This is a genomic window from Halobellus sp. EA9 (assembly GCF_051195055.1).
Classification (GTDB): Archaea; Halobacteriota; Halobacteria; order Halobacteriales; family Haloferacaceae; genus Haloquadratum; species Haloquadratum rubicundus.
Genome location: NZ_JBNTJW010000003.1, coordinates 99,266 through 123,886 on the forward strand (window position 1 = coordinate 99,266; position 24,621 = coordinate 123,886).

The following is a 24,621-nucleotide window of genomic DNA, read 5'->3' on the forward strand; positions in this document are numbered from 1 at the left end:
CCCGTCGGTCATACTTGATCCCGATTAATAGTCAACCTCTTGAAGTGCGGTGGGCCGATCCGGACCGAGAGCGCGCGGTGGCGATCCGACCGCGCGGTCGGTTCTCCGACGCCGCCCCGACAAAACCGCCGTTCACGCAAGGCTTTTGCCCGACTCGACGCTACGGTCGACTCGACAGTTCCGGGGCGCGCGATGTGACCCCGGTGGAGGAAGCCGTTCCAGATGAGTGATATAACGGTCGTCACCGAGCGAGCAGCGTTCGTCGAGACGGCGGCGTCGGCGCCGTCGGAGGCCCGCGTCCCCGTGGAGGTCCGGGTCGCCGTCGCGGACCCATTCGAGGCGTACCGCCGCGTCCGCAGTCCCGACACCGACGGAGTCTACCTTGAAACCACGGGCGGACAGTCCGGCTGGGGGTACTTCGCCGTCGATCCGATCGAGCGGATCCAGGTCGACGAGCCCGACGGGGGCGGACCCGCCGACGCGGGAGGGACCGAGGCCGAGAGCGACTCCGAGACCGGGGACGCGGGCGCGGTCGCCATCCCGACGCCGGAGAGCCCGACCGTCGACGCGATCGACGGGCTCCTCGACCGCGAGCAGTTGGTCCGCGGCGACTGCGAGGTCCCCTACCCCTGCGGCGCGTTCGGCTGGCTCTCCTACGACGTCGCACGGGAGCTCGAAGACCTGCCCGACACGACCGAGTCGGACGGGCTCCCGCGGCTCCAGCTCGGCGTGTTCGACCGCGTGGCCGCCTGGGAGGAGCCGCGCGCCGAGGGCGAGCCCGTCGAGCTCCGCGTGACCGCCTGCCCGGTCGTCGGCGACGACCCGGAAGCCGCCTACGAGGCCGGCCTGGCCGGCGCGAAGGACCTCGCGGAGTCGGCGGTGAACGGCACGCCCGCGGCGGTCTCGCCGCCGGTCGACGCCGACAGCGCGGTCTTCGAGAGCGAGTGCGGCGAGGCGGCCTTCGCCGACCGCGTCCGTGCGATCAAGCGGTACGTCCACGACGGCGACACCTTCCAGACGAACGTCTCGCACAGATTAGTCGCGCCCGCGGCGGTCCACCCGGTCGAGGCGTTCGACGCGGTGCGGCGGGTGAACCCCGCGCCGTACTCCGGTCTCTTGGAGTTCCCGGGCGTCGATCTCGTCAGCGCGAGCCCCGAACTCCTCTTGGAGGTCGAAGGCGACCGCCTCGTCACAGAGCCCATCGCGGGGACGCGCCCGCGCGGGGACACCCCCGAGGAGGACGCCCAACTGGAAGCAGACCTCACGACGGACGGGAAGGAACGCGCCGAGCACGCGATGCTCGTCGACCTCGAACGCAACGACCTCGGGAAGGTCAGCGAGTACGGGACCGTCGAGGTCGCCGAATATCGGCGAGTCGACCGATACTCCGAGGTGATGCACCTAGTCTCGCTCGTCGAGGGCCGGCGCCGCGAGGACGCGAGCCTCGCCGACGCCGTCGCGGCGGTCTTCCCCGGCGGCACGATCACCGGCGCGCCGAAGCCCCGGACGATGGAGATCATCGACGAGGTCGAACAGACTCGCCGGGGGCCCTACACCGGCAGTATGGCGGTCTTCGGCTTCGACGACCGCGCGACGCTCAACATCACCATCCGCACGCTGGTCCGCCGCGGCGACCAGTATCGCCTGCGGGTCGGCGCGGGGATCGTCCACGACTCCGTGCCCGAGGCGGAGTACCAGGAGACCCTCGACAAGGCCCGCGCGCTCTTGAACGCCGTCGACGAGGCGCTCGGCGAGGCCGCCTCCTTCGCCGTCGGCGACGACGAGCAGGGGTCGGAGGCAGAGGCGGGGGAGAACGTCGAAGCCGACGGCGGCGTCGACGTCGGAGAGTCGCCGACCGCCTCCGAGCGGATGGAAACAGAGACTGAAACAGAGACAGAGACCGACGCGGAGGCGGGAGAGCGATGATCCTCATCGTCGACAACTACGACTCCTTCGCGTACAACCTCGTCCAGTACGTCGGGGAGTTCGAAGACGTCGTCGTCAGGCGGAACGACGCCATCGACGTCGAGGCGATCCGGGAGCTGGATCCGGACGGCATCGTCGTCTCGCCGGGCCCGGGAACGCCCCAGGAGGCCGGCGTCTCCATCGACGTCTTCGCCGAGACGGAGTACCCCGCGCTCGGGGTCTGTCTCGGCCACCAGGCGCTGTGTGCCGCCTACGGCTCGCGCGTCGGGCACGCGCCCGAGGTCGTCCACGGGAAGCCCTCGCTGGTCCGCCACGGCGGCAGCCCGCTGTACGACAGCGTCGAGAACCCCTTCGAGGTCGGGCGCTACCACTCGCTGGCGGTCGAGCGCGGCGACCTGCCCGACGAACTGGAAGAGACCGCCGCCACCGACGCGGAGGGCGTCGTGATGGGCGTCCAACACCGGGAAAAGCCCCAGTACGGCGTGCAGTTCCACCCCGAGAGCATCCTCACCGACGCGGGCAAGCGGATCGTCCGCAACTTCTGTACCTCGATCGCGGACTGATCGATCGACGCCGCCTCACTCCTTTCTGTCGGGCGGCTCGACGTCGTGGTGGGTCTCGATCTTCGGGAGGCGATCGACCACGACGCGGACGATCGAGGTGTGCGCGTCGCCCCGTCCCTCGCGGTACAGCGACAGCGACAGCCCGACGGCGGCCAGCACCGCCAGGATCGAGAAGGGCGCGCCCGTGAGCACCGCCAGCGCCTGGAGGGTGTCGCCGCCGCCGACGAGCAGCACCGCGAGCGCGACGGCGGCCTGGAAGATCCCCCACAGCGCGATGGTCCCGCGGGAGGGCGCGACGCCGCGCTTCGAGGCGAGGATGGCGGTGACGAGCGTCGCGGTGTCGGCGGAGGTCACAATGAAGACCACGATAAGCGCGAGGAACAGGAAGAGCAGCAGATCGCCGAGCGGGAGCGCCGACAGGAGCGGGAAGCCGGCGACGGCCTCCGAGCCGCCGCGGGCGTCTATCGCGCCCAGGAGGTCGACGCCGCCGCGGCGCTGCATCCACAGCGACGTCCCGCCGACGACGAGGAACCACGCGCCCGTCGCCAGCGAGGTCGCGCCGACGCTCGTGAGCACGACGGTCCGGAGTCGCCGGCCGCGGGAGAGCGCCGCCAGAAAGAGGCCGGCGAAGGGCGCCCACGAGAACCACCACGCCCAGTTCCAGACGGTCCACGCGGTGACCCACGAGCCGCCCGTGTAGAGGCTCATCGGGACGAAGTTGACCAGATAGGCGCCGACCGCGTCGGCCCCGCGCTCGAAGACGAAGCCCCGCGGCCCGACCGCGAGGAGCAGGAGCGCGAACAGCGCGAAGAGCACGAGCGTGAGCCCGGCGATCCGGCGGATGCCGCGGTGGAGCCCCGAGACCGCAGAGAGCGTGTAGACCGCGGCCAGGCCGCCGACGAACAGGATCGGCCCGACCGCGCCGGCGGGGACGCCCCACTGGAACTGGACGCCCGCGAGGAACTGCTGGGCGACGAGGCCGATGGAGGTCGCGACGCCGCCGACGGTGGCGAAGACCGCGAGCGTGTCGACCAGTCGGCTCCACGGGGAATCGAGGCCCTCGGCGCCGAGGAACGGCGTCAGGATCGACGAGACGCGGAGCGGCGCGCCGCGCTCGAAAACGAAGTACGCGATGGGGACGCCGAGGACGGCGTAGGCGCTCCAGGCGGAGACGCCCCAGTGGAAGAGCGCGTAGACGAGCGCGGCGTCGACGGCGGCGGCCGAGCGCGGCGCGACGTCGAAGTACGGCGGCGGCTGTCGGTAGTGAAAGAGCGCCTCGGCGGGCCCCCAGAACACGATGCCGGCGGCGATGCCGGCGGTGAAGACGAGCGCGAAATACGTCGGGTAGGTGTAGGTCGGCTCCGTGTCCTCGCCGCCGAGCCGGACGCCGCCCCACGAGCTGAAGAAGACGACGACACAGAAGCCGACCGCGAGCAGCATCGCCGCCAGTAGAATCGGACCCATCCACCGGAGGACCGCGCCGGTGAGCGCATCGACGGCGGCGGTCGTGCCGGCGGGGAAGGCGAGCCGGAGCCCGAAGTAGAGCGCGAACACGACGAGCGGGAGCCCGAGCGTCACGCGGTCGTGGACGGCGACGAGCTCGGAGAGGAGCGTCCGCACCGAGGTCCGACGGACGCGGACGAGCGGGGCGACACCCGCGTCGTCGGGGCGGACGCGCTCGTACGGCAGCGCCGCGAGGTAACCCAGCCCCGAGCCGAAGAAGAGGAGCGAGAGCCCGAGCCAGGTCTGCCCGCCGAGCGCGCGGCCGACGACGCCGGGGAAGAAGAAGCCGACGAGGACGACGGCGCCCGACCCGACGAACGCGAGCAGCAGCGCTTCCGAGAGGAGGCGCCGGCCGTCCGTCCCGTCTGGGGCGCTCATACGCTACGTGTTAGCGAGGATCATTATTAGCGTGTTGACTGGTCCGACGCGTCGTCGCCCGCCGGACCGTCGGTCGGCGGGCCGTCGTCTGGCGCTCCCGTGTCGGGAGCGTCGCCCTCGGCCGGCGATCCGCCGAAGTCCACGAGATCCGATCCGAGGCGGTCGCCGTCGTCCGGGTCTGCGCCGAGGACCGACGCGCCGAGGAGCCGGCCGCCGATCGAGCGGAGGTCGATCACCTCGTCGGCACCGACGGCGTCGAGCTTCCGGACGTGGGTCTCCTCGTTGGCGACGGCGACGACCCGGACGTCGGGGTTGACCTCGCGGGCCGCGAGCACCGCGAGGACGTTCTCGGCGTCGTCGTCGCCGGCGACGGCCACGCTGCGGGCGACGTCGACGCGGGCGTCCTCCAGGGTCGACTCGTCGGTCGGATCGGCAGTCAGGACCTCGAAGCCTCCGTCCCGCAGTCGCGAGGCGACCTCCGCGTCTTCGGTGACGACGACGAGTTCCGTGTCGTCGTCGGTGCGGTCGAGAAACGATTCGGCCACGTCGCCGTACCCGAGGACCACGACGTGGCCCTCCAGGAGTGAGAGGTCTGATGCGGTCATCGTTCCGAAGGCGGCCGCCATCCGCGACTCGATCGCCGGGCCGATCAGGGCGCCGACCGCGACGGTGAACGCGCCGGTGCCGAAGAGGATCACCGTCAGCGAGAACAGTTTCGCTTCGAGGGTCGTGGGCGTGATGTCGCCGTAACCGACGGTCGCGATGGTCACGACCACGTAGTAGAACGCGTCGCCCCAGCCGTCGAGTTCGAGGAACTGCCGCCGGAGCCCGTAAGCGCCGACGGTCCCGTAGAGCCCGACGCCCAGGATCGCCGTCAGCGACGCGATCTGGAACGGCGAGAGGTCGAGCGACCGGTCGAACTCCTCGCGGTTCGCTCCCAGGAGCGGCAGCGTCACGAGGATCGCGAGGAGGAGCGGGATCTCCGTCGTGCGGCCGGTCGTGAGCGGGAGCAGCGCCAGCCCCGGCAGAAGCGCCACCGCGGCGTACCACGCGATCCGGCGTCGCCGTCGCAGCCCGAACGTGACGAGCCCGAGCGGGAAGGCAAAGAGCACGCCCGCAAACCGGACGAAGATCGGCGCCACCGGCACCACCGACGCCAGCGGGCCCGCGACGACCGGCCGAGCCTGGCTCAGGTTCGAGAGGCCGGTCACGAACGCCAGGACCGTGATCGCCGCCACGAGCGCGACCGTGGGCTTCGCGCCGGAGAACTCCCGCCACTCCACGAACGGCACCCGCTCTGTCGGGTAGAAGACCTGCTCGAACGGCCGCGGCCCCGGCTCGTCTTGCGAGTCAACCACTATCGCATACACGCGGATCGGGGATAAAAACTGTACTGTCAGAATCTCGATGAGATGTGTTCGCGGCAGCCTCAAAACCCGCCTCGCCGTAGGATCTGTATGCACACCACGGACCCGAGAGCCCCGCGAGGTGACCGCGCGTGAACCCCGCGATCCTCTTCGGCGCGGGCACGATGATCGCTTGGGGCTTTTGGATCGTCTTCGGCGACGTCGCCTCCAACACCATCGATCCCGAGACGGCCGCGTTCCTCTCGTATCTCACGGCCACGGCCGTCACCGGGCTGTACGTCCTCGTCTCGGACGCCTCGTTCGCGGTGACCCACCGCGGCCTGGTCTTCTCGGCGGTCGCGGGCGTCGCGGCCGCCGTCGGCGTCGTCTCCACGTTCGTCGGGGTGACGGTCGGGTCGACGGCCGTGGTCTCGACGATCGGCGGGATGTACTTCGTGACCGCCGCGGTGATAAGCGTCGCCGCGCTGGGCGAGCCGCTGTCGCTCCAGAAGGCCGCGGGGATCGGCCTGGCGCTCGTCGCGATCGTCGTCATCAATCAGTGAGGCCGCGAGCGTCCCGGCACAGATGATCAGTTCGCTGTCACGCTGTGGCCGAATCGGCGCTCCGCCGACTTTTATCATCTCCCACCGGGTACGCCCTGGCGGATGAAACGAACCATCAGCACCGACGACGCACCCGCCGCAGTCGGCGCGTACAGTCAGGCGACGACGAACGGCGATCTGGTCTTCACCGCGGGCCAGCTCCCGCTGACGACCGACGGCGAACTGCTCGACGACGAACCAGTGGACGAACAGACCCGCCAGTGCCTCCGGAACGTGGAGGCGATCCTCGAATCCGAGGGGCTCTCGCTGTCGGACGTCGTGAAGACGACGGTCTTCCTCGACGACATCGACGACTTCGACGCGTTCAACGAGGCCTACAGCGAGTTCTTCGACGAGGAGCCGCCCGCCCGCAGCGCCGTCGGCGCGGGGGCGGTCCCGAAGGGCGCGGCCGTCGAGATCGAGGCCGTCGCGACGACCGAGTAGCGGGGCCGGTCGGCGGTCCATCCGCGATCCGTCCGCGATCCGTCCGGGATCCATCCGCGATCCGTCCGCGGATCCCGACCCTTCCGATAACGAACGCTTAATGGATCCCGGTGGGTTATCCTTCAGCGATGACTGACGGGGCCCCCACCGACCTGCTCGTCGTCGACCTGACCGAGGGAACGGTCGAACGCGAGCGCCTCCCGGATCGGTGGCTCCGGGAGTACGTCGGCGGCAAGGGCCTCGGCGCGCGCTACCTCTACAACCGGCTCGACCCGGGCACGGACCCGCTCGGGCCGGACAATCACCTGCTGTTTGTGCTCGGCCCCCTGAGCGGGCTGCTCCCGGGCGAGCCCCAGTTCGCGGCGATCACGCGGTCGCCGCTCACCGGGACGTTCCTCGACTCGTACAGCGGCGGCGCCTTCGCGGGCTCCCTCGTCGGCGCGCTGGACGGCGCGCTCGGCGTCGCCGTGACGGGCGCGAGCGACGAGCCGCAGGCACTCGAACTCGAAGCGGGCGAGGCGACCCTCACCCCGGCCGAGGACCTGTGGGGTCGGGACGTCGTCGAGACCTGCGCGGCGTTCGACGCGCCCGTCGCCTGCGTCGGCCCCGCGGGCGAACACCGCGTGCGCTACGCGACGATCGCCTCCGACGGCGGCGACCACCACGCCGGACGCGGCGGCGCGGGCGCGGTGATGGGCGCGAAGGGGCTGAAGGCCGTCGTCGCGCGCGGCGCGCCGCCGGAGCGTCCCCCCGAGATCGAGTCCCTCCGCGAGGCGTACGAATCGAAGTACCGTGACGACGACGTCGGCCGCTGGCACGCCGCCAGCGCGACCCTTGAAACCGTTGACTTCGCCGACGAGGTCGGCGTCCTCTCGACGCGCGGCTGGCAGGAGGGGTCCTTCGACGGCGCGGACGACATCGGGATCGAAGCGGTCCGGGAGGCCGCCGTCGAGCGCGAGCGCGACGGCGAGGCGATCCCCGGCGGCTTCCGCGTCGAGACCGAAGACGGGCAGTCGGTCCCCCGCGGTGCCACGCCGATGTCGCTCGGCGCGGGCCTCGGCATCGACGACTTCGACGCCGTCGCGACGCTGGGGCAGGCCTGCGACCGCCTCGGCCTCGACGTGATCAGCGCCGGCAACGCCGTCGCCTGGGCGATCCGGGCGAGCGAATCGGGGGTCGTCGACGCCGACTTCGGCCTCGACGGGCCGCTCTCGTTCGGCGACGAACGCGTCGCGGAGGCGCTCATCGAGTCGATCTCGCGCCGGGACACCGACGCCGCCGACGCGCTCGCCGACGGCGTCGACGCGGCGGCCGAACGGCTCGGCGCCGAGCAGTTGGTGCCGACCGTCAAGTCGATGGAGGTGCCCGCCTACGACCCGCGCGGGTCGCCGACGATGGCGCTAGCATACGCGACGAGCGACCGCGGGGCCTGTCACCGGCGGTCGCTGCCGGCCGAGACCGAAGTGTTCCGCGACGAGTGGGACGAGGCCGACCGCGTCCGACTGGTGATCCGCGAGCAGACGATCAGTTCGGCGCTGTGGTGCCTCATCGCCGACGACTTCGCCGGCGCCGCCCTCGAAGACGACCTCGGCGCGGAGTGGCTGGCGGCGATCGATGCGCGCGCGCCGACGGATCCAGCAAAACTGCTCCGCGTCGGCGAGCGCACCTGGACGCTGACGCGCCTGTTCAACGTCCGCGAGGGGTTCGACGCGGCTGACGAGTCGCTGCCGACGGCGTTCCAACAGCCCCTGTCCGAGGGCCCCAGCGACGGGGCGGCGCTGGATCCCGGGTGGTTCGACCGGCTCCGGCGGCGCTACTACGCCGCTCGGGAGTGGAGCGCCGAGGGGATCCCGGCGCGGTCGTTACTCGACCGCTTGGACCTCCTCGACGTCGTCGACGACGACACGCCCGTCGCGGCGTCGCCGCTCGCCAGCCACGACGAGTAGGCGTTGTCGGCCCGTAGCGAGGCGCACCGAAATTGATGCGGTGGATGATTATTCGCAAAGACGCCAGTCGGTCGAGAGGGCCGAGAAGATCGAAAGGATAGCCGTCGCTGGCAATTGTCGCGTCCGCGAAAGAACAGCGCGAATCCGTGAGCGGCGCCGACTGGTCGCGGCGCGGCGGCGATCAGTCGTCGGCGGGCACGTCGCTCGGCTCGGCCTCGTCGGGCTCGATCTCGACTTCGAGTTCGGCCGCGGCGGCCTTGTACTCGGGGATCTTCGCGCGCTCGTCGAGCACGGCGTTCGTCAGCTTGTTCGCGGAGGCGGCCGCGAAGTGCGGCGTCGTCCAGATGACGCCCTCCTTGATGTCTTCTGTGACGTGCGCTTCGACCTCGATCTCGCCGCGCCGGGACTTGACCGTGATCGTGTCGCCGTCCTCGATGCCGTAGCGCTCGGCGTCGTTCGGGTGGACGTCGACGAAGTTCTCGGGGTACTGCTTGTTGAGCCGCGGCGAGCGCCGGCTCATCGTCCCGGTGTTGTAGTGCTCTTCGAGGCGGGCCGTCGTGAGGACGAGCGGGTACTCCTCGTCGGGTACTTCCTTGGGCTCCTGGTGGGTGACGCCCTCAATCTGCCCGAGGCCGTTCTCGGTGTCGAAGCTGTCCTCGTAGAGGAACTGGTCGCCCTCGTCGCCGGGCTCGTAGCAGGGCCAGTGGATGCCCTCCTCGCCGAGCGCGTCGTAGGTCATCCCGTGGTAGCTCGGACAGACCTGACGGAGTTCCTCGAAGACCTCCTCGGGACCCTCGAAGTCGAAGCCCTCGCCGAAGAGGCGCGTGCCGACCTCACAGAGGATGTCGAGGTCGTGCTTGGTGTTCTCGTGGACCTTCTGGACCGGACGCATCCGCTGGACGCGCCGGTCGGTGTTGGTGACCGTGCCGCCGCGCTCGGCCCACGTAGTCGCCGGGAGGACGACGTCGGCGTACTCGGCGGACTCGGTCATGAAGATGTCCTGGACGAGCATAAACTCGACCTCGTCGAGGAGTTCGGCGACGTGGTTGGCGTCCGGCTCCGACATTACCGGATTCTCGCCCATCACGTACATCCCGTGGATCCCGTCGCCGATCGAGGAGGTGATCTCGACGTTCGTCAGGCCGGGCTCGTCGGGGATCTCGAAGCCCCAGACCTCCTCGACGCTCTCGCGCGCCTCGTCGTCGTCGACGAGCTGATAGCCGGGAAGGACGTTCGGCATCGCGCCGACGTCGGAGGTGCCCTGGACGTTGTTCTGGCCGCGCAGGGGGTTGACGCCGGTGCCGGGGCGACCGACGTTGCCGGTGATGAGCGCGAGGTTGATCTCGTTTTGGACGTTGTCGACGCCGCAGGCGTGCTGGCTCATCCCCATCCCGGTGAAGATGGCGGCGTTGTCGGCCTCGGCGTACTTCTTGGCCGCGAGCTCGATGTCTTCGAGCGGGACGCCGCACTCCTCGGCGGCGGCCTCCTTGTCGAAGTCTTCGAGCGTCTCGCGGAGGTGCTCGATGCCCTCGGTGCGCTCTTCGATGAACTCCTCGTCGACCCAGTCGTTCTCCAGGATCGTCTTGAGGACGATGTTGAGAAGCGGGATGTCGGTCCCGGGCTTGAGCTGGAGGTGCTGGTGGCGCTCGGTCTCCTCGATGTCGAACGAGCGCGTCGTCTTGTTCGCGTGGGGGTCGACCTGGATGACGGTCGCGCCGTCGAGCATCGCCTGGCGGAAGTAGTTGCTGTTGGCGATGGGGTGCTGCTCGGCGGGGTTCGCGCCCTGGATCCAGAAGAGGTCGGCCTCCTCCTGGAGGTCCTCCATACTGTTTGTCATCGCGCCCGCGCCGAGGCTCGTCCGGAGCGCCCACACCGTCGAGGCGTGGCACATCCGGGTGCAGTTGTCGACGTTGTTGGTGCCGAAGCGGCGCGCGAGCTTCTGGAGGAGGTAGTTCTCCTCGTTCATCGTCTTCGAGGAGCCGAAGAAGCCCATCGCGTCGGGACCGTACTCGTCGCGGATCTCCTCCATCTCGGAGACGATGCGCTCGTAGGCCTCCTCCCAGGTGGCCTCACGGAACTCGCCGTCCTCTTTGATGAGGGGATCTGTCAGTCGGTCCTCGTGGTCGACGACCTGCGTCGCCGCGCCGCCTTTGATGCAGACGCGGCCGTCGTTGACGGGCGCGTCGCCCCACGGCATGAACCGCATATCGCTCGGATCCTCACCGGGCTTTACCTGGATGCCGCAGCCGACGCCGCAGTACGGACAGATCGTCTTCACCGGCTCCTGGTCTTGTTTTTCACTTGACATAATTTGTTTCCTCCGCGTGGTGGGTCATCTCGTTTGAAAAACTACTCTGCCAACCGTATGAATCTTTCTCACGTACTGGTGCCGAGATACCCGGACGATACCCCGAGATGGCCGTTTTGCCCGGATGACCCCCACCGGTGGTTCGGAATCGATTGCGGGTGTCCGGACCCGCGATCGGACGGACGCCGAGAATACGTATCAGAAATTGGTTGTGTTATTGTCTATACAACGGCGATCAGTACGTCACGCGCTTCAGGGAGTCGATGCCGCCGATCCACTGGTGATCGTCGCCGTCGCTGATGTCGTTTTCCTCCCAGGCGACCGGCTCCCAGTGCGGGTCCAGCGTGAGGTAACTGCCCGTGTTGAACTCGATCCGGTGGCCGCTCGTCGGATCGCGGCCGTACATAAATTCGCCGCGGGAGATCCCGTGCTGGCCGATTCCGTCGACCGGGACGTCGTTTTCGTTCAGCACGTTGTGCGCCGCGAAGAGGTCGTTCGCGTCGTCGACCTCAAAGGCGATGTGGTGGACCGCGGCGGGGTCGTCGTCGTTCTCGGACTGGACGATCGCCAGGTCGATCTTGACGCCGCAGGCGCTGAGGAACGTCCCCCACCGGGAGCCGTCCTGGAGGTCGTAGTACTCCTGGAGCTGGAAGCCCAGCACGTCCTGGATCCACTCGGCGCACTCCTTCGCGTCCTGGTCCCAGATCTGGAGGTGGTCGATCCGGTTCGGCGCGATCGGGTGGTTGTTCGTGGGGTCGTACTGGCGGTTCTTGAGCTTCGAGCGGCGCTCCTTCGGCGGCTCGGGCTTTTCCATCTCGCCGTAGAACTCGAAGCGGTGGCCGTTCGGGACCTCGAAGCGGATCGCCTCGCCCTGCCCCGCTTCGGCGCCCGCTTCGACCCACGTGACCTCTATCCCCCGCTCTTCGAGTCGCTCGGCGAAGGCCCCCACGTGCTCGGGCTCTTCGGTCTGCCAGCCGATGTGGTCGACGCCCGCCTCGTCGGCTTCGGTCAGGCTGAGCGAGTGGTGGTCGTACTCCTCGACGGCTCGCAGGTACGCCGTCTCCTCCGTTCGCTCGACGATCTCCATCCCGGAGGTGTCGACGTAGAACGACAGCGACTCGTCCAGATCCGGTGTCTCCAGTGCGACGTGTCCGAGTCGTGCGACTTCAGGCGACATTACCCGCTCGTTAGCGTGAATTTATAATAAAAAGGCGTGTAGATACTCAGATTCTGGGATTTTCGCCATTGAGTGCTGAGAGCGTCGATACACGGAATCCCGGGAGATTCGAATCTGGTCGTCCGGGCGGTGGTCCGCAAGCGCCACGCTAAGAACCCCGGCGGACGTAGCGCCCGTATGGAACTCACGCCAGCGGACGTCGAAGCGTACGTCGCGGACTATCCCGAGTACCAGCCGCTGTCGACCCAGGAGGACGAACACGTCGAGCTGCTGCCGGAGACGCTCGCCGGCGGCGACTACGGCTGGCGCGACGCCGAGTGGGTCGTCCAGTGGTACGGCCGCCGCTTCCTCGGCCGGATGCCGAACGCCGACCGCCGGGAACTGGAGGCGGCCTACGACGAGAACGACTACGAGGACGTCCACGACGCCATCGCCGCGGCCGTCGACGCCGACGGCGTCGGCGAGATGATCGCGGCGCTGTCAGACCTCGCGGGCGTCGACGTCGCGATCGGATCGGCGTTCTGCCAGTTCATCGATCCCGACCGCTACGTCGTGATCGACAGCCGCCAGTGGGACCTCCTCCGGGAACTGGGCGCGCTCGACGGCGACTACCCGGACCCGCCGGCGGTCGACGACTACGGGACGTACCTGGCGGCCTACCGGTCGGTGGCCGAAGGCTGTGAGTGCTCGCTGTGGGACCTTTACCGGGCGCTGTGGGTCATCGCCGAAGAGAACGAGTAGCGTGAAAAACAGAACCGCGGGACGAAGCGCGGCGACCTAGAACAGGCCGCTGATGTTACCGTCGGCGTCGATGTCCATCCCGGCGGCGGCCGGCTCGGCCGGCAGCCCGGGCATGTCGAGGACGTCGCCGGTCAGCGCGACGATGAAGCCCGCGCCCGCCGAGGGGTAGAGCTCGCGGACTTCCAGTTCCCAGTCCTCGGGCGCGCCCTTCTTCGAGGGGTCGTCGCTGAGGGAGTGGAAGGTCTTCGAGAGGCAGACCGGCACCTCGTCGAAGCCGAGGTCCTCCAGGCGCTCGATGTCGTCTTCGGCGCTGCCGGTGAAGTTGACGCCGTCGGCGCCGTAGATCTCGGTCGCGACGGTCTCGATCTTCTCTTTGATCGGCGCGTCGTCGGGGTAGAGGTGCTCGAAGTCCTCGGGGTCGTTCTCCTCGACCGCGTCGATGACGTGCTCTGCGAGGTCGACGCCGCCCTCGCTGCCCTCCGCGAAGACGTTCGACTCGGCGATCTCGACGCCGAGGTCCTCGCGGCAGTGCTCGATGACGGCTTCGATCTCCTCGTCGGTGTCGTCGGGGAAGCGGTTGAGCGCGACGACGACCGGGACGCCGAACTTCTGGAGGTTCGTGACGTGCTTGTCGAGGTTGGCGAAGCCGGCTTCGAGCTCCTCGATGCCGGCCTCCTTGACCTCGTCGAGGTCGACGGGCCACATCCCCATCCCGTGGTACTTGAGCGCGCGCACGGTGGAGACGAGCACGACCGCGTTCGGCGTCATATCGCCGAGGCGGCAGACGATGTTCATGAACTTCTCGGCGCCGAGGTCCGAGCCGAAGCCGGCCTCGGTGACGAGGTAATCGCCCATCCCGAAGGCCGCCTTGTCGGCGATGAGGGAGTTGGTGCCGTGGGCGATGTTCGCGAAGGGGCCGCCGTGGACGAACGCGGGCGTGCCCTCGATGGTCTGGACGAGGTTCGGCTTGATGGCGTCCTTCAGGAGCATCGCGGCGGGGCCGGTCGCGTCGATGTCGTCGACGGTGATCGGCTCGCCGTCCTCGGTGTACGCGAGGATGATCCGCGAGATGCGCTCTTTGAGGTCCGCGAGGTCCTCGGCGAGGCACAGAACGGCCATCAGCTCGGAGGCCGCCGTCAGGAGGAAGCGGCTCTCACGGGGGGTGCCGCCGGAGGAGCCGCCGAGGCCGACGACGATGTCGCGGAGGGCGCGCTCGTTCATGTCCATCGCGCGCGGCCACGAGACGTCGTTGACGTCGACGTCGAACTCGTCGCTCTGGGAGATCTTCGCGTCGAGCATCGCCGCGATGAGGTTGTGCGCGGAGGTGAGCGCGTGGAGGTCGCCCGTGAAGTGGAGGTTGATGTCCTCCATCGGGAGCACCTGCGAGTACCCGCCGCCGGCCGCGCCGCCCTTGACGCCGAAGACCGGCCCCAGCGAGGGCTCGCGGATGGCGATCAGCGCGTCTTCGCCGACGTGATTGAGCGTCTGACCGAGGCCGACCGTCGTGACGGTCTTGCCCTCGCCCAGCGGCGTCGGCGTCATCCCCGTCACCAGGACGAGGTTGCCCTCCTTCTCGTCGACCTGGTCGCGGAAGCGGTTCACCGCGTCGTGGGTCAGTTTGGCCTTGTAGTCGCCGTACTGCTCGATGTCGTCGGAGCTTACGCCCCAGGAGTCCAGTACGTCCGTGATATGTTCCTTCTCGGCGTCCTGTGCGATCTCGTAGTCTGTCGGGAAGCCACCGTCTTCGTCAGACATTGTTGTCGGTGTTCCGGGGAGGCTACGTAAGCGTACCGGAAAAAAGTAACCGATATCCGATAATTCGTGTTTCGTCGCGCCGACCGGTCACCGAAAACTCGTCCGATAAGGTCGGAGAAAGGATGGTGCTCGAACCGTGATCTCGATGGCTGTAAGAGCTGCGAATCGGCCTCTAACGCAGTATATTCGGGATATAGTCCACTAATGGACCTCCGGATGCGGCAGTTCGTGTGGGCAATGCCACCCCGATATCGTCCGACATTATCGGTTATTTCGACTTTCTCGCATACATACGATATCTGAGTATTTTCCGCCCGGAGCGGTCTCGCTGCGATAGGTTAATCAGGCGACCGACGCCGATACGTTGGTATGAACTACCACGAGGCCGCCGAGTACCTGACCTCGTTTCAGCGACGCCGGCCGAAGCTCGGGATCGAGACCACCGCGCGGATGCTCTCGCACTTCGGCGACCCGCACCTCGACGTCGACGCGGTCCAGGTCGCCGGGTCGAACGGGAAGGGCAGCACCGCGCGGATGCTGGAGAGCGTCCTTCGGCGCGCCGGCGTGAGCGTCGGGCTCTTCACCTCGCCCGGACTGAACGACTTTCGCGAGCAGGTCCGCGTCGACGGCCGGAAGGTGCCGAAGTCCAAGATCGCCGAGTACGCCGCGGAACTGGAGCCCTGCATCGACCGCCTCCGCGCGGACGACGACGTGCCCACCCACTTCGAGGTGCTCACCGCGGTCGCGCTCCGGCACTTCAGCGAGATGGACGTCGACGTCGCGGTGCTGGAGGTCGGGATCGGCGGCCGCTACGACGCGACGAGCGCGGTCGACCCCGTCGCCAGCGCGGTCACGAGCGTGAGCCTCGAACACACCGAGCTGCTGGGCGAGACGATCGAGGAGATCGCCACGGACAAGGCCCAGGTCGCGCCCGCGAGCCGGCCGCTCGTCACCGGGGCCGACGGCGCGGCGCTCGATGCGATCCGCGAGGTGACAGACGCCATCTCGGTCGGTCCGGCCGAATCGGACCCCGACGTCGTCGCCGAGGAGCGGGGGATGCACTCGAAGGTCGAAAGCGAGGTCTCGATCGCCGGCCCGGACTGGACGGTGGAGACGAAGCTCCCGCTGCTCGGGAAACACCAGGCGACGAACGCGGGCGTGGCGGCGACGCTGGCGCGGCAGGTCGCCGACGTCGACGCCGCGACGATCGCCGAGGGCCTGCGAGCCGTCACCTGGCCCGGCCGCTTCGAGGTTATGGAGACCGAGCCGATGATCGTCCTGGACGGCTCGCACAACCCCGGCGCGACCGCGACGCTCTCGGATCTCCTCGGGCGCTACGAGTACGACGACCTCCACCTCGTGTTCGGGACGATGGCCGACAAGGACTACGGGGAGATGGCGGCGTCGCTCCCCGCGGTCGACGTCGCGTACGCGACGCGCCCGCATCTGGACCGCGCCGAGGGCGCCGAGGCGCTGGCCGAGACCCTCGCCGACCACGCCGACCGCGTCGAGACGGTCCCGTCGGTCCCCGAGGCCACAGAGCAGGCCATAGAGGCCGCCGGCCCCGACGACTTCGTGCTCGTCTCGGGGTCGCTGTACACCGTGGCCGAGGCGCGTGACCGCTGGACGCGACTGCTGACGCCGGTCGATTCGACGCGCGACGCCCACGTCGACGCCGCGTTCGTCGACGCGGCATTCGAGCCCGAATCGGAGGGCGACGGCGAGACCGCCCCGGTCGCGGAGTCGGCGGCGTCCCGATCGGGCGTCGATCGCCGGATCTTCCGGACGCTGCTTCGCCCCGAACAGGCCGAGCGCGTGGCCGAGCACCTCGCGGCGGTCGGCGGCGAGTGTCGCCGCTCGCGCGCGGGCAGCCCCGAGAAGCTCGTGGCGACCGTCCTCGCGGGCTCGACGGCGCAACTCCGCGAGCTCGCGGCCGCGCTCGACGAGGAGGGACACGGGCTGCGGCGCGTGGCCGACCAGCTCCGCGAGCGGCTGGATCCGACAGAGGTCCCCGAGGCGGCCGGACTGGGGGCGATCGCCGACGACGGCACCGCGGTGATGGGAATCCTGAACGTCACCCCCGACAGCTTCCACGACGGCGGCGAGTACGAGGCGTTCGAGGCCGCCGTCGAGCAGGCCGAGGCGATGGCCGAGCACGGCGTCGACGTCATCGACGTCGGCGGCGAGAGCACCCGGCCGGGCGCCGAGCCCGTGCCCGTCGAGACGGAGATCGACCGCGTCGTCCCCGTCGTCGAGGCCATCGGGGACCTCGGCGTCCCGATCTCGGTCGACACCCGGAAGGCCGAGGTCGCCGACGCGGCCCTCGAAGCTGGCGCCGACATCATCAACGACGTCTCGGGGCTCGCAGACCCCGCGATGCCGTTCGTCGTCGCCGACCACGACGCCGCGCTCGTGTTGATGCACAGCCTGTCCGTCCCGGTCGATCCGGACCAGGATCCGATCTACGACGACGTCGTCGCCGACGTGGTCGACGAACTGCTCGAACAGGTGCTGCGGGCCGAGCGCGCGGGCATCGACAGCGGGCAGATCGTGATCGATCCGGGCTGTGGGTTCGGGAAGTCGCCCGCGGAGTCACACGCCCTGATCGACCGCCTCGGAGAGCTTCGCGGCCTGGGCTGTCCGGTGCTCGTCGGCCACTCGCGGAAGTCGATGTACAAGGCGGCCGACCACGCCGACGACGGCCGCCTGGCGCCCACGCTGGCCGGCACGGCGCTGGCGGCCGACCGCGGCGCTGACGTGGTCCGCGTCCACGACGTCCGGGAGAACCTCGCCGCCGTCGCGGCGGCGGAGGGGCGGCTCGCGCCCGCCGAGGACGACGCGGAGTAGGCTACGAGTAGGAGTGCTTGAACTCCCAGTGGTACCGACAGCCGTTACAGGTCGCCCACTCGACGATGTCGAAGGACTCGGGGTGCCGCTGGCCGTGGGTCATCTCGCTCCGACAGACGGGACAGGTCAGGTGTTTGAGCTCCAACTCGGGGAACTCCCGGTAGCTGAACTCCGCGACGCAGTGGGGGCAGTCGATGTCGTCGCGGGCGTGGTGCTGGGGGATGTCGCCGCCGCAACGCGGACACTCCAGGACCGCGGGCGGCCGCGAGGCCCACCCGTCGTCGCCGTCGTAGGTCGTCGTCGCGGTGTCCATCGCCGACAGCCGGAATTTGTTGGGGCCGTCGCCCCGACGGAGTGGGCTGACGATCCGCTCGGCGACGCCCTTTGCGACGCCGAAGAGTGCCTCGCCCGTCGCGACCAGTCGGTCCCAGCCGACGAGTCGGTCCCTCGCGCGCTTTGTCACCTCCCAGAGCGCCCCGATCGACCCTGCCATACAGGTCTATTAGACATTCTACATCAAAAATGACCCGGCCGATTCGCTGCCGCCGGGCGACAGATTTTCCCGTCATTCCGCCGAGGTAAGGGTATGACGTACGCTGCCACCCCGATCGTCGGCGTCACCGCACAGATCGGCGATCCGTCGGCCCTCTTCGGGCTCTCGGGACCGGCGTACGCCGGGCTATCGTTCGTGTCCGTTCTGATCGCCGCGGTGACGCTTATCGATCGCCGCGAGGACTTCGTCGACCGGGCGGTCGATCGAGTCGGATCGACCTCGCTGATTGCGGTGTTCTACGGCCTCCTCCCGTTCGCACTCGTCGGATTCATCGGCGGCTACGTCCTGAGCCAGGCCGCCAGGGTCGGCGTCGGCGGCGCGACGATGGTCCAGGGGTGGGTCCTCGTCGTCGGGCTCGTCGGGGCTAGCTTCGCCGGGCTGGGCTACCTCGTGGTCGGAACCGTCCTCACGGAGATGGAGGGCGCCCGGCGGCCGTGGCACGGGGCTGTCGTCGGCAGCGTCCTGAGCGCCGTTCCGTGGCTCGTCCTGCCCACGCTTCCGGCCATCCTCGTGTGGTTTCTGGTGCCCGCGATCGGACTCGGCGCGCCGACCCGGCGGTGGGTCCACGGGGCCCGCACCGTCGAGTCGGAGGCGACAGAGTGAGAGAGCGTCGACCGCGGTGCGAGCGGCGACGAACGCGGTTCGGCCCTGAGAAAGACTCTTTCTCCTCGCGGCGCTATTTCCGGTATGTCCTCACTCGTGCTCCAGTTCGGCGGCTCCCTGCAGTCGATCGCGCAGTTCGCCAGCCTCGCCGCGACGCTGGTGTTGATCCTGATGCTAATCGCAGCCGGTGCGTTGGTCTACAGGCACTTCTTCGACGGCGGCATCGAGTGGCCAGACGAAGACGACAACGACGACGGCGTCAGTCGCGGCGGCAACGACGACGAGTGGGACTACTACTGAGGCGGCTGGCGACGGCACCCGAGGGCCGGCCTCGACTGGACTTCTGTTACCTGCGGGCACTGCCGATGACAGACGATCGGTAGCACGGCCGTTCACGGGCGTTTGTGGATGCGCGTCGAACGGAGAGAAGGGATCCGCAACGGCCGTCGATGGTCGAGCCAACGGTTCGATCGGAAATCTCGGATCTCCGGGCCGGCGGCAGCCGGGAGGAGAGACCGGGTCGTGAGCGTCAGTCTCCGCTGACCGAGTCGTCACCTCCGGAGACGTCCGTGACCACGTCGCCGCCGGTGGTGGCGATGTCGACGTCGCCCCCTTCGGTCATATCCTGGATGCGCTCGGCGAACTCCTCGGATTCGAGGATCTGGTACTCGTTGTCCAGACCCAGGTAGACGGTGTAGCACATCAGACACAGGATCACCGCGAACGGGAGCCCCGTGGTGATGGCCGCCGTCTGGAGCGCGCTGAGGCCGCCACCGTACAGGAGCACCGCCGCGACGGCGCCCTCGGTGACCGCCCAGAAGATGCGCTGGGCCTTCGGCACGTCGTGCTTGCCGCCGGAGGTCAGGTGGTCGACGACCAGCGAGCCCGAGTCCGACGAGGTGACGAAGAACGTGATGACGAGCAGCGTCGCCAGCGACGCCGAGATGGCGCCGAGCGGGTACTGATTGAGCATCACGAACATCCCGAGCGTCTCGAAGCCGGCGTAGCCGAGTTCGTTGTACGCGCTGACGACGGCGTTGGTACCCTCACCGAGGGCGCCCTGAAGGGCGCTCCCACCGAAGGTCGACAGCCAGATGGTCGAGAACAGCGACGGGAGGAAGAGCACCCCGAGGACGAACTCGCGGACCGTCCGGCCCTTCGAGATGCGCGCGATGAACATCCCGACGAACGGCGACCACGCGATCCACCAGCCCCAGTAGAACACCGTCCAGGCGGTGACGGTGCCGCCGCCGGCACCCATCGCGCCGCGGTAGAAGCCGAGCTTGACGATGTTCTGGAAGTAGGTGCCCAGGCCCTCGACCCACGCACCGAGGATGAAGATGGTGGGGCCGACGATGATGAGGAAGCCGAGCAGCGCGAACATCAGGTAGAGATTGATCGTGCTGAGGCGCTTGACGCCGCCGTCGAGGCCGGCGGCGACGGACGCCGTCGCGATGCTGGTGATCCCCGCGATGAGGAGGATCTGGGTGAACGTGTTGTTGGGGAAGCTCGCGAAGAGCCCCAGGATCTCCGTCGAGACGTACTGGATCCCGCGGTTGACCTGCGCGACGCCGAGACCCAGCGACGTCGCCAGGCCGAACAGCGTCGCGAACACCGTCACGAGGTCGATCAGGTGCCCCGGCCACCCGTAGATGCGGTCGCCGAGCAGCGGCCAGAAGATCGACCGGAAGGTGAGCGGCAGGCCGCGGTTGAACGAGAAGAACGCCAGGCCGAGGCCGACGAGACCGTAGATGGCCCACGGGTGGAAGCCCCAGTGGAAGAACGTCTGTGCCATCGCCGCGGACGCGGCGGCGCCGGTCCCCGCCTCGACGCCCCAGTAGCCGGGGACGTTGAGGAAGTAGTACACGGGCTCGAGGACGCTGAAGAACATCAGGCCGATGCCCATCCCGGCGCTGAACAGCATCGCCATCCACGAGAAGTCGCTGAACTCCTTTTCGGCTTCGACGCCGCCGATCCTGATGTTGCCGTACTTCCCGAACGCGAAGTACAGCAACACGACGATGAAGATGTTCACCGCAAGGAGATAGAACCAGCCGAAGTTCTCCCCGATGAAGTTGAACAGCCACGTGTACGCGGCCGAGGCCTGCTTTCCGAGGATGACGGTCACCGCGATGAAGAGCGCGATGATCGCCAGTGCCACCGGGAAGACGACTGGATGGATGTCGAACCCATACTTCTGGATGTTGGTGTCGCCGGGCTCGCGGTCCGACTCCGGATGGAACAGTTCGACCTGCAGTCCGTCGGACATCTCGCCGGTCTGATCACTGTCTGACATACTCTACCTCCGCGTTACCGAATCGATGTTGATCGTTCGTTATCATTGTGCGGTCCTCAAACCGAGGCCTCGGTATCTCATCGGCGTCTCGGTCCATTCTGCCGCTTTCTCAGTCTGTGGACGATGCAATCTTCGTGAGCCGTAACCACTCGTCACGCGTGGTTGTCGTGCCTCCTGAGTGGAGTGCTACACAACCTCATAGACTTCCAATTGTTCTACTATAATAAAGGTTAGCAATATTCACCAGTAAGCGACTCACACGGGCGTTTTGAGACGTGGAAACGACCCCCATATGCCGAATCACCCCACCGCGGCGCTCGTGAGCGACCGCGACGCTGATTTCATGTGGTTCGACCGGGGCGTGCGCTTTCCGCGTTCGAACGTAGACGGGAGTGCCACCTCACGAATGATTTGTGTTCTTCGCTGTCCGCTCGGCATAAACGGTGTACCGATTCGACGGAGGGAGAACACGCGTGAGCAGTCGCGACGGTCTTCGGTCGACACTACGTTTATGTCCGATCGGCCGACTGTGCGAGTATGCAGAATCCGCTCGCGACCGCGGCGATCGTCGTCGTCGTCGCGCTCTTCGGCGCGGCGCTCGTGGCGATGACGCTCCGAAACTACACCGTGGCCGGCCTGTTGTTCCTCAGCGCCAGCATCGTCATTTACTTCCGCGAAAATCGACTCGTGCGGGAGTGATCGACTCCCGTCGGCGCGCCGACGGCCTCGCGCTCACCTCAGATCTCTTCCATCTTCATCCGCTGGGTTATCACCGGCACGCGGGCGGTCCGGACGACCTTGTCCGTCGTGCCCCCGAGGAGTGACCCGAGCGTGCCCCGGTACGCCGACCCCATTACGATGGCGTCCATCCCCTCGTCGTCGGCAAATTCGGCGATCTCCTCGGACGGCGACCCCGTCCTGAAGGCGGTCTCGCAGTCGACGCCGTGCTCTTCGGCGACGGCGCAGATCTCGTCGAGGGCCTCCTCGCCGTACTCCTGGTACTGCTTGCGGACCTCCTCTTCGTCGTCGCGGAGCGCGAGCGCCCGCGGCGCTCCGGGTAGATCGATGACGTAGAGCGCCGTCACGCTCGCTCCCAGCGCTGCGGCCAGTTCGATGCCGTGCTCTGCGCCTTTTCGTGCCTCGTTGCTCCCGTCGTACGGTATCAGTATCTGGTCGTACATCGCTGCGAGCGAATGCTCACGACGCGCTTACAAATAAGTTTCCGCGCAGAGCGGGAGTTCGACCGCTAGTCGGCCTGCCCGGCCGCTCGCCCCGCGCCCGCGGCGTCGACGCCGGGGCCCGCCTCGAGGGCCTCGACGAGTAGCTCCGCGACGTCGACGATCTCGATGTCGTCCTCGTAGCCGCCGGTCTTCATCCCGTCTTCGTACATCGTCATACACATCGGACACGCCACGACGAACTTCTCGACGGCCGATCCGGCGGGCGTGTCCTCTAAGGCCTCGCGCATCCGCTCTTCGCTGGGCTTTGTCTCCTCGTCGATGTCCATCCAAAGGCCGCCCCCGCCGCCGCCGCAGCAGAAGGAGTTCGAGCGGTTCCGCGGCATCTCCGAGAGGGTCGCGCCCGTCGCGCGGATGAGCTCGCGCGGGGCCTCGTACTCGTCGTTGTAGCGGCCGAGGTGGCAGGGGTCGTGATACGTGACCGTGTAATCGAGCTCGTCGCCGCGGAGCCCGAGTCGGTCCTCGGAGACGAGCTCTTCGACGGCCTGCGTCCAGTGGAACACCTCGGTCTCGCCGTCGGCGTTCCACTCGCCGTCGAACTCGAAGTCCATCAGCGGCTCGTCGGCGAAGTCCTCGTACTCGACCTCCGGGTACTCGTTCTTGAAGGTGTTGTAGGAGTGGGGGTCGGTGCAGATGATCTTCTCGGGGTCGACCGCCTCGAAGCACTCGACGTGGTGGCCCGCGAGGTCGACGTAGAGGAACTCCTCGCCCAGCCGGCGGATGTCGTTGCCGTCGTACTTCTCGTCCTCGAAGAGGATGCCGTACTCGACGTCGGCGTGTTCGAGGATCTTCGCCAGCGAGCGGGCGACCTGCTTGTTCCGCTCGTCGTAGCTCGGGTAGTCGCCGACGTACCAGAGGTACTCGACGTCCTCCTCGCGGGCGTCGGCGAGGTCGAACTCCAGTTCCTGGGCCCAGTCGGCGCGGGCGTCCGGCGGGTCGCCGAAGGTGTTGCCCATCGCCATGATGTTGTCGAAGGTGTCCTGGACGTTCGAGTCGACTTGACCCGTGTCGGTGAGCTGGCGGTTCATCCGCGTGAACGACTTGAGGTGCTCGATGTCGACGGGGCAGGCGTCCATACAGGCCATACAGGCCATACAGGACTCCATCGTCGCCGCGTCGATCACGCTCTCGCCGCCGTCGGTCACGATGTCGACCTCCTCGCGCTCGCCCGCGTCGACCGCCTCCCGGTACTGCTTGAGATCGAGAATGACGTCGCGGGGATCGAGCGGCCGGCCGGACTCCTTGGCCGGACAGACGGACGAACAGCGGCCGCACTTGGTACAGGCGTCCTGATCGAGCAGTTCCTTCCAGGTGAAGTCGTCGACGGACTCGGCGCCGGTGTCGGCGTCGAGGTCCGCGGGGATGCCCGGCAGGCGCGCGCCGGCCTTCTCGTCGCGGGTGACGATGTTGACGTACGACGAGAGCATATGGAACGGCTTGCCGTAGGGGACGGCCGCGACGAACGCCAGCGCCAAGAGCGCGTGGGACCACCAGACCGCCGGGTAGACGGCGGCCGCAATCGATTGACTCATCCCGGCGACCGCCAGCGCCTCGGCGAGGAACCACCCGACGAAGCTCACCGTCTCGAAGCCGGGGAAGCCCGTGCCGAGGATGCGGATCCCCTCGGCGAGGTAGCCGCCGACGCCGAGGAGGAAGAGCGCCCAGATGAAGAGGTCGTCTTCGAGGCTCGTGTGCTTGCCCCAGAGGCGCTCCTCGCGGGCGGCGTAGCGGCGGTAGAGCGCGACGCCGACGCCGACGACGAAGAGCAGGCCCATCGCGTCCATCACGAGCGAGTACGAGAGGTAGAAGTCGCCGACGAAGAACGACTGCTCGGCGCCGAGCGCGGCGGTCGCCGGCTGGTAGATGTCCATATCGATCGCGAGGATCGTCGTGCCGATCAGCAGCGTGAGAAAGCCCCACATAATGAGGGCGTGCATCACGCCGCCGGCGGTGTCGCGGTCCAACAGTTTGCGGTTCGAGAGAACGATGCGTGTCGCGTCGACGATCCGGCCCGGCAGATCATCGAGGCGGTCGAACCAGTCTTCCTGGCCCGACGTGTAGCGCTCGACGTTCCGGTAGAGGCCGTACGCGAAGATCGCGATCGCGACGGCGGCGAGGAGGTAGAAGACCACCTCGCCGAGGTGTCCGATGCGCCAGAACGTCGGCCTGGTAGTGGCTCCTTCGGCGACCATACCGATTGATTCGACAATCTTGGCATAAAAGTTAGTCCGCCTGGCCGTGCGCGCGAGTAGCTGATTCCGCCGCGTACCGACTGCACGCGGCGTGTATCGGTCGGACTGTCGACCTCGGTGCCCACACACGATTTCGATTCCGCCCGATCGGGAGACTCAGCCGGCAGGAGCGTTGACATCGAGGAACCACAAATTATAATTCG

General features: G+C 68.1%; 19 protein-coding genes. 10 read left to right on the top strand and 9 right to left on the bottom strand.

Going from position 1 to position 24,621, the window contains the following annotated elements; genetic code table 11:
- The first annotated feature begins 222 nt into the window (after positions 1-222).
- Positions 223-1,926 carry an anthranilate synthase component I family protein gene (locus ACQUQ0_RS05260; RefSeq protein WP_435183629.1) on the top strand — a complete coding sequence of 568 codons (1,704 nt, stop codon included), beginning with the start codon at positions 223-225 and terminating at the stop codon, positions 1,924-1,926.
- The gene (locus tag ACQUQ0_RS05265) at positions 1,923-2,489 is read left to right on the top strand and encodes an anthranilate synthase component II (protein ID WP_435183631.1); all 567 of its coding nucleotides are present in this window, start codon (positions 1,923-1,925) and stop codon (positions 2,487-2,489) included. Before ACQUQ0_RS05260 ends, ACQUQ0_RS05265 begins: the two co-directional genes overlap by 4 nt.
- A gap of 15 nt (positions 2,490-2,504) precedes the next feature.
- Here ACQUQ0_RS05265 and ACQUQ0_RS05270 read toward each other — a convergent pair whose 3' ends face one another.
- Positions 2,505-4,370, bottom strand: coding sequence for a BCCT family transporter (locus tag ACQUQ0_RS05270; protein ID WP_435183634.1), 1,866 nt, complete (start codon positions 4,368-4,370; stop codon positions 2,505-2,507).
- Between the two features lie 26 nt (positions 4,371-4,396).
- On the bottom strand, positions 4,397-5,728 hold the full coding sequence (locus tag ACQUQ0_RS05275) for an NAD-binding protein (RefSeq protein ID WP_435183636.1): 1,332 nt from the start codon (positions 5,726-5,728) through the stop codon (positions 4,397-4,399).
- 140 nt (positions 5,729-5,868) lie between these two features.
- On the opposite strand from ACQUQ0_RS05275, the gene ACQUQ0_RS05280 reads away from it, so the two are divergent.
- The 3 genes from ACQUQ0_RS05280 (at position 5,869) to ACQUQ0_RS05290 (ending at position 8,708) form a co-directional block, all read left to right on the top strand.
- Positions 5,869-6,279 carry an EamA family transporter gene (locus tag ACQUQ0_RS05280; RefSeq protein WP_435183637.1) on the top strand — a complete coding sequence of 137 codons (411 nt, stop codon included), beginning with the start codon at positions 5,869-5,871 and terminating at the stop codon, positions 6,277-6,279.
- Positions 6,280-6,381: 102 nt separating this feature from the next.
- Entirely contained in the window at positions 6,382-6,762 is a 381-nt protein-coding gene (locus tag ACQUQ0_RS05285; protein WP_372390056.1) for a Rid family detoxifying hydrolase, read from the top strand.
- A gap of 128 nt (positions 6,763-6,890) precedes the next feature.
- On the top strand, positions 6,891-8,708 hold the full coding sequence (locus ACQUQ0_RS05290; protein ID WP_435183640.1) for an aldehyde ferredoxin oxidoreductase family protein: 1,818 nt from the start codon (positions 6,891-6,893) through the stop codon (positions 8,706-8,708).
- A gap of 181 nt (positions 8,709-8,889) precedes the next feature.
- On the opposite strand, the gene fdhF is transcribed toward ACQUQ0_RS05290, so the two are convergent.
- Positions 8,890-11,016 carry a formate dehydrogenase subunit alpha gene (gene fdhF / locus ACQUQ0_RS05295; RefSeq protein ID WP_435183641.1) on the bottom strand — a complete coding sequence of 709 codons (2,127 nt, stop codon included), beginning with the start codon at positions 11,014-11,016 and terminating at the stop codon, positions 8,890-8,892.
- 235 nt (positions 11,017-11,251) lie between these two features.
- Positions 11,252-12,193, bottom strand: a complete 942-nt coding sequence (locus ACQUQ0_RS05300; RefSeq protein WP_435183643.1) for a VOC family protein — start codon at positions 12,191-12,193, stop codon at positions 11,252-11,254.
- 177 nt (positions 12,194-12,370) lie between these two features.
- Here ACQUQ0_RS05300 and ACQUQ0_RS05305 point away from each other — a divergent pair, with 177 nt between their 5' ends.
- Positions 12,371-12,934: a hypothetical protein gene (locus ACQUQ0_RS05305; protein WP_435183644.1), complete on the top strand. Its 564-nt coding sequence runs from the start codon at positions 12,371-12,373 to the stop codon at positions 12,932-12,934.
- 36 nt (positions 12,935-12,970) lie between these two features.
- Here ACQUQ0_RS05305 and ACQUQ0_RS05310 read toward each other — a convergent pair whose 3' ends face one another.
- Positions 12,971-14,689, bottom strand: a complete 1,719-nt coding sequence (locus ACQUQ0_RS05310) for a formate--tetrahydrofolate ligase (protein ID WP_435183645.1) — start codon at positions 14,687-14,689, stop codon at positions 12,971-12,973.
- 369 nt (positions 14,690-15,058) lie between these two features.
- Here ACQUQ0_RS05310 and folP point away from each other — a divergent pair, with 369 nt between their 5' ends.
- Entirely contained in the window at positions 15,059-17,536 is a 2,478-nt protein-coding gene (folP, locus tag ACQUQ0_RS05315; RefSeq protein ID WP_435183646.1) for a dihydropteroate synthase, read from the top strand.
- 1 nt (position 17,537) lies between these two features.
- On the opposite strand, the gene ACQUQ0_RS05320 is transcribed toward folP, so the two are convergent.
- Positions 17,538-18,029: a hypothetical protein gene (locus tag ACQUQ0_RS05320; protein WP_435183647.1), complete on the bottom strand. Its 492-nt coding sequence runs from the start codon at positions 18,027-18,029 to the stop codon at positions 17,538-17,540.
- Between the two features lie 93 nt (positions 18,030-18,122).
- On the opposite strand from ACQUQ0_RS05320, the gene ACQUQ0_RS05325 reads away from it, so the two are divergent.
- Positions 18,123-18,692 carry a hypothetical protein gene (locus ACQUQ0_RS05325; RefSeq protein ID WP_435183648.1) on the top strand — a complete coding sequence of 190 codons (570 nt, stop codon included), beginning with the start codon at positions 18,123-18,125 and terminating at the stop codon, positions 18,690-18,692.
- An 84-nt stretch (positions 18,693-18,776) separates the two neighbouring features.
- Complete coding sequence (locus tag ACQUQ0_RS05330) at positions 18,777-18,992, top strand: hypothetical protein (RefSeq protein WP_435183650.1); 216 nt, start codon at positions 18,777-18,779, stop codon at positions 18,990-18,992.
- A gap of 229 nt (positions 18,993-19,221) precedes the next feature.
- On the opposite strand, the gene ACQUQ0_RS05335 is transcribed toward ACQUQ0_RS05330, so the two are convergent.
- Entirely contained in the window at positions 19,222-20,988 is a 1,767-nt protein-coding gene (locus ACQUQ0_RS05335) for a BCCT family transporter (RefSeq protein ID WP_435183652.1), read from the bottom strand.
- 537 nt (positions 20,989-21,525) lie between these two features.
- Here ACQUQ0_RS05335 and ACQUQ0_RS05340 point away from each other — a divergent pair.
- Entirely contained in the window at positions 21,526-21,687 is a 162-nt protein-coding gene (locus tag ACQUQ0_RS05340) for a hypothetical protein (RefSeq protein WP_372390071.1), read from the top strand.
- Positions 21,688-21,725: 38 nt separating this feature from the next.
- On the opposite strand, the gene ACQUQ0_RS05345 is transcribed toward ACQUQ0_RS05340, so the two are convergent.
- On the bottom strand, positions 21,726-22,169 hold the full coding sequence (locus ACQUQ0_RS05345; RefSeq protein WP_435183654.1) for a universal stress protein: 444 nt from the start codon (positions 22,167-22,169) through the stop codon (positions 21,726-21,728).
- A 65-nt stretch (positions 22,170-22,234) separates the two neighbouring features.
- Entirely contained in the window at positions 22,235-24,418 is a 2,184-nt protein-coding gene (locus tag ACQUQ0_RS05350; RefSeq protein WP_435183655.1) for a (Fe-S)-binding protein, read from the bottom strand.
- Positions 24,419-24,621 lie beyond the last annotated feature (203 nt).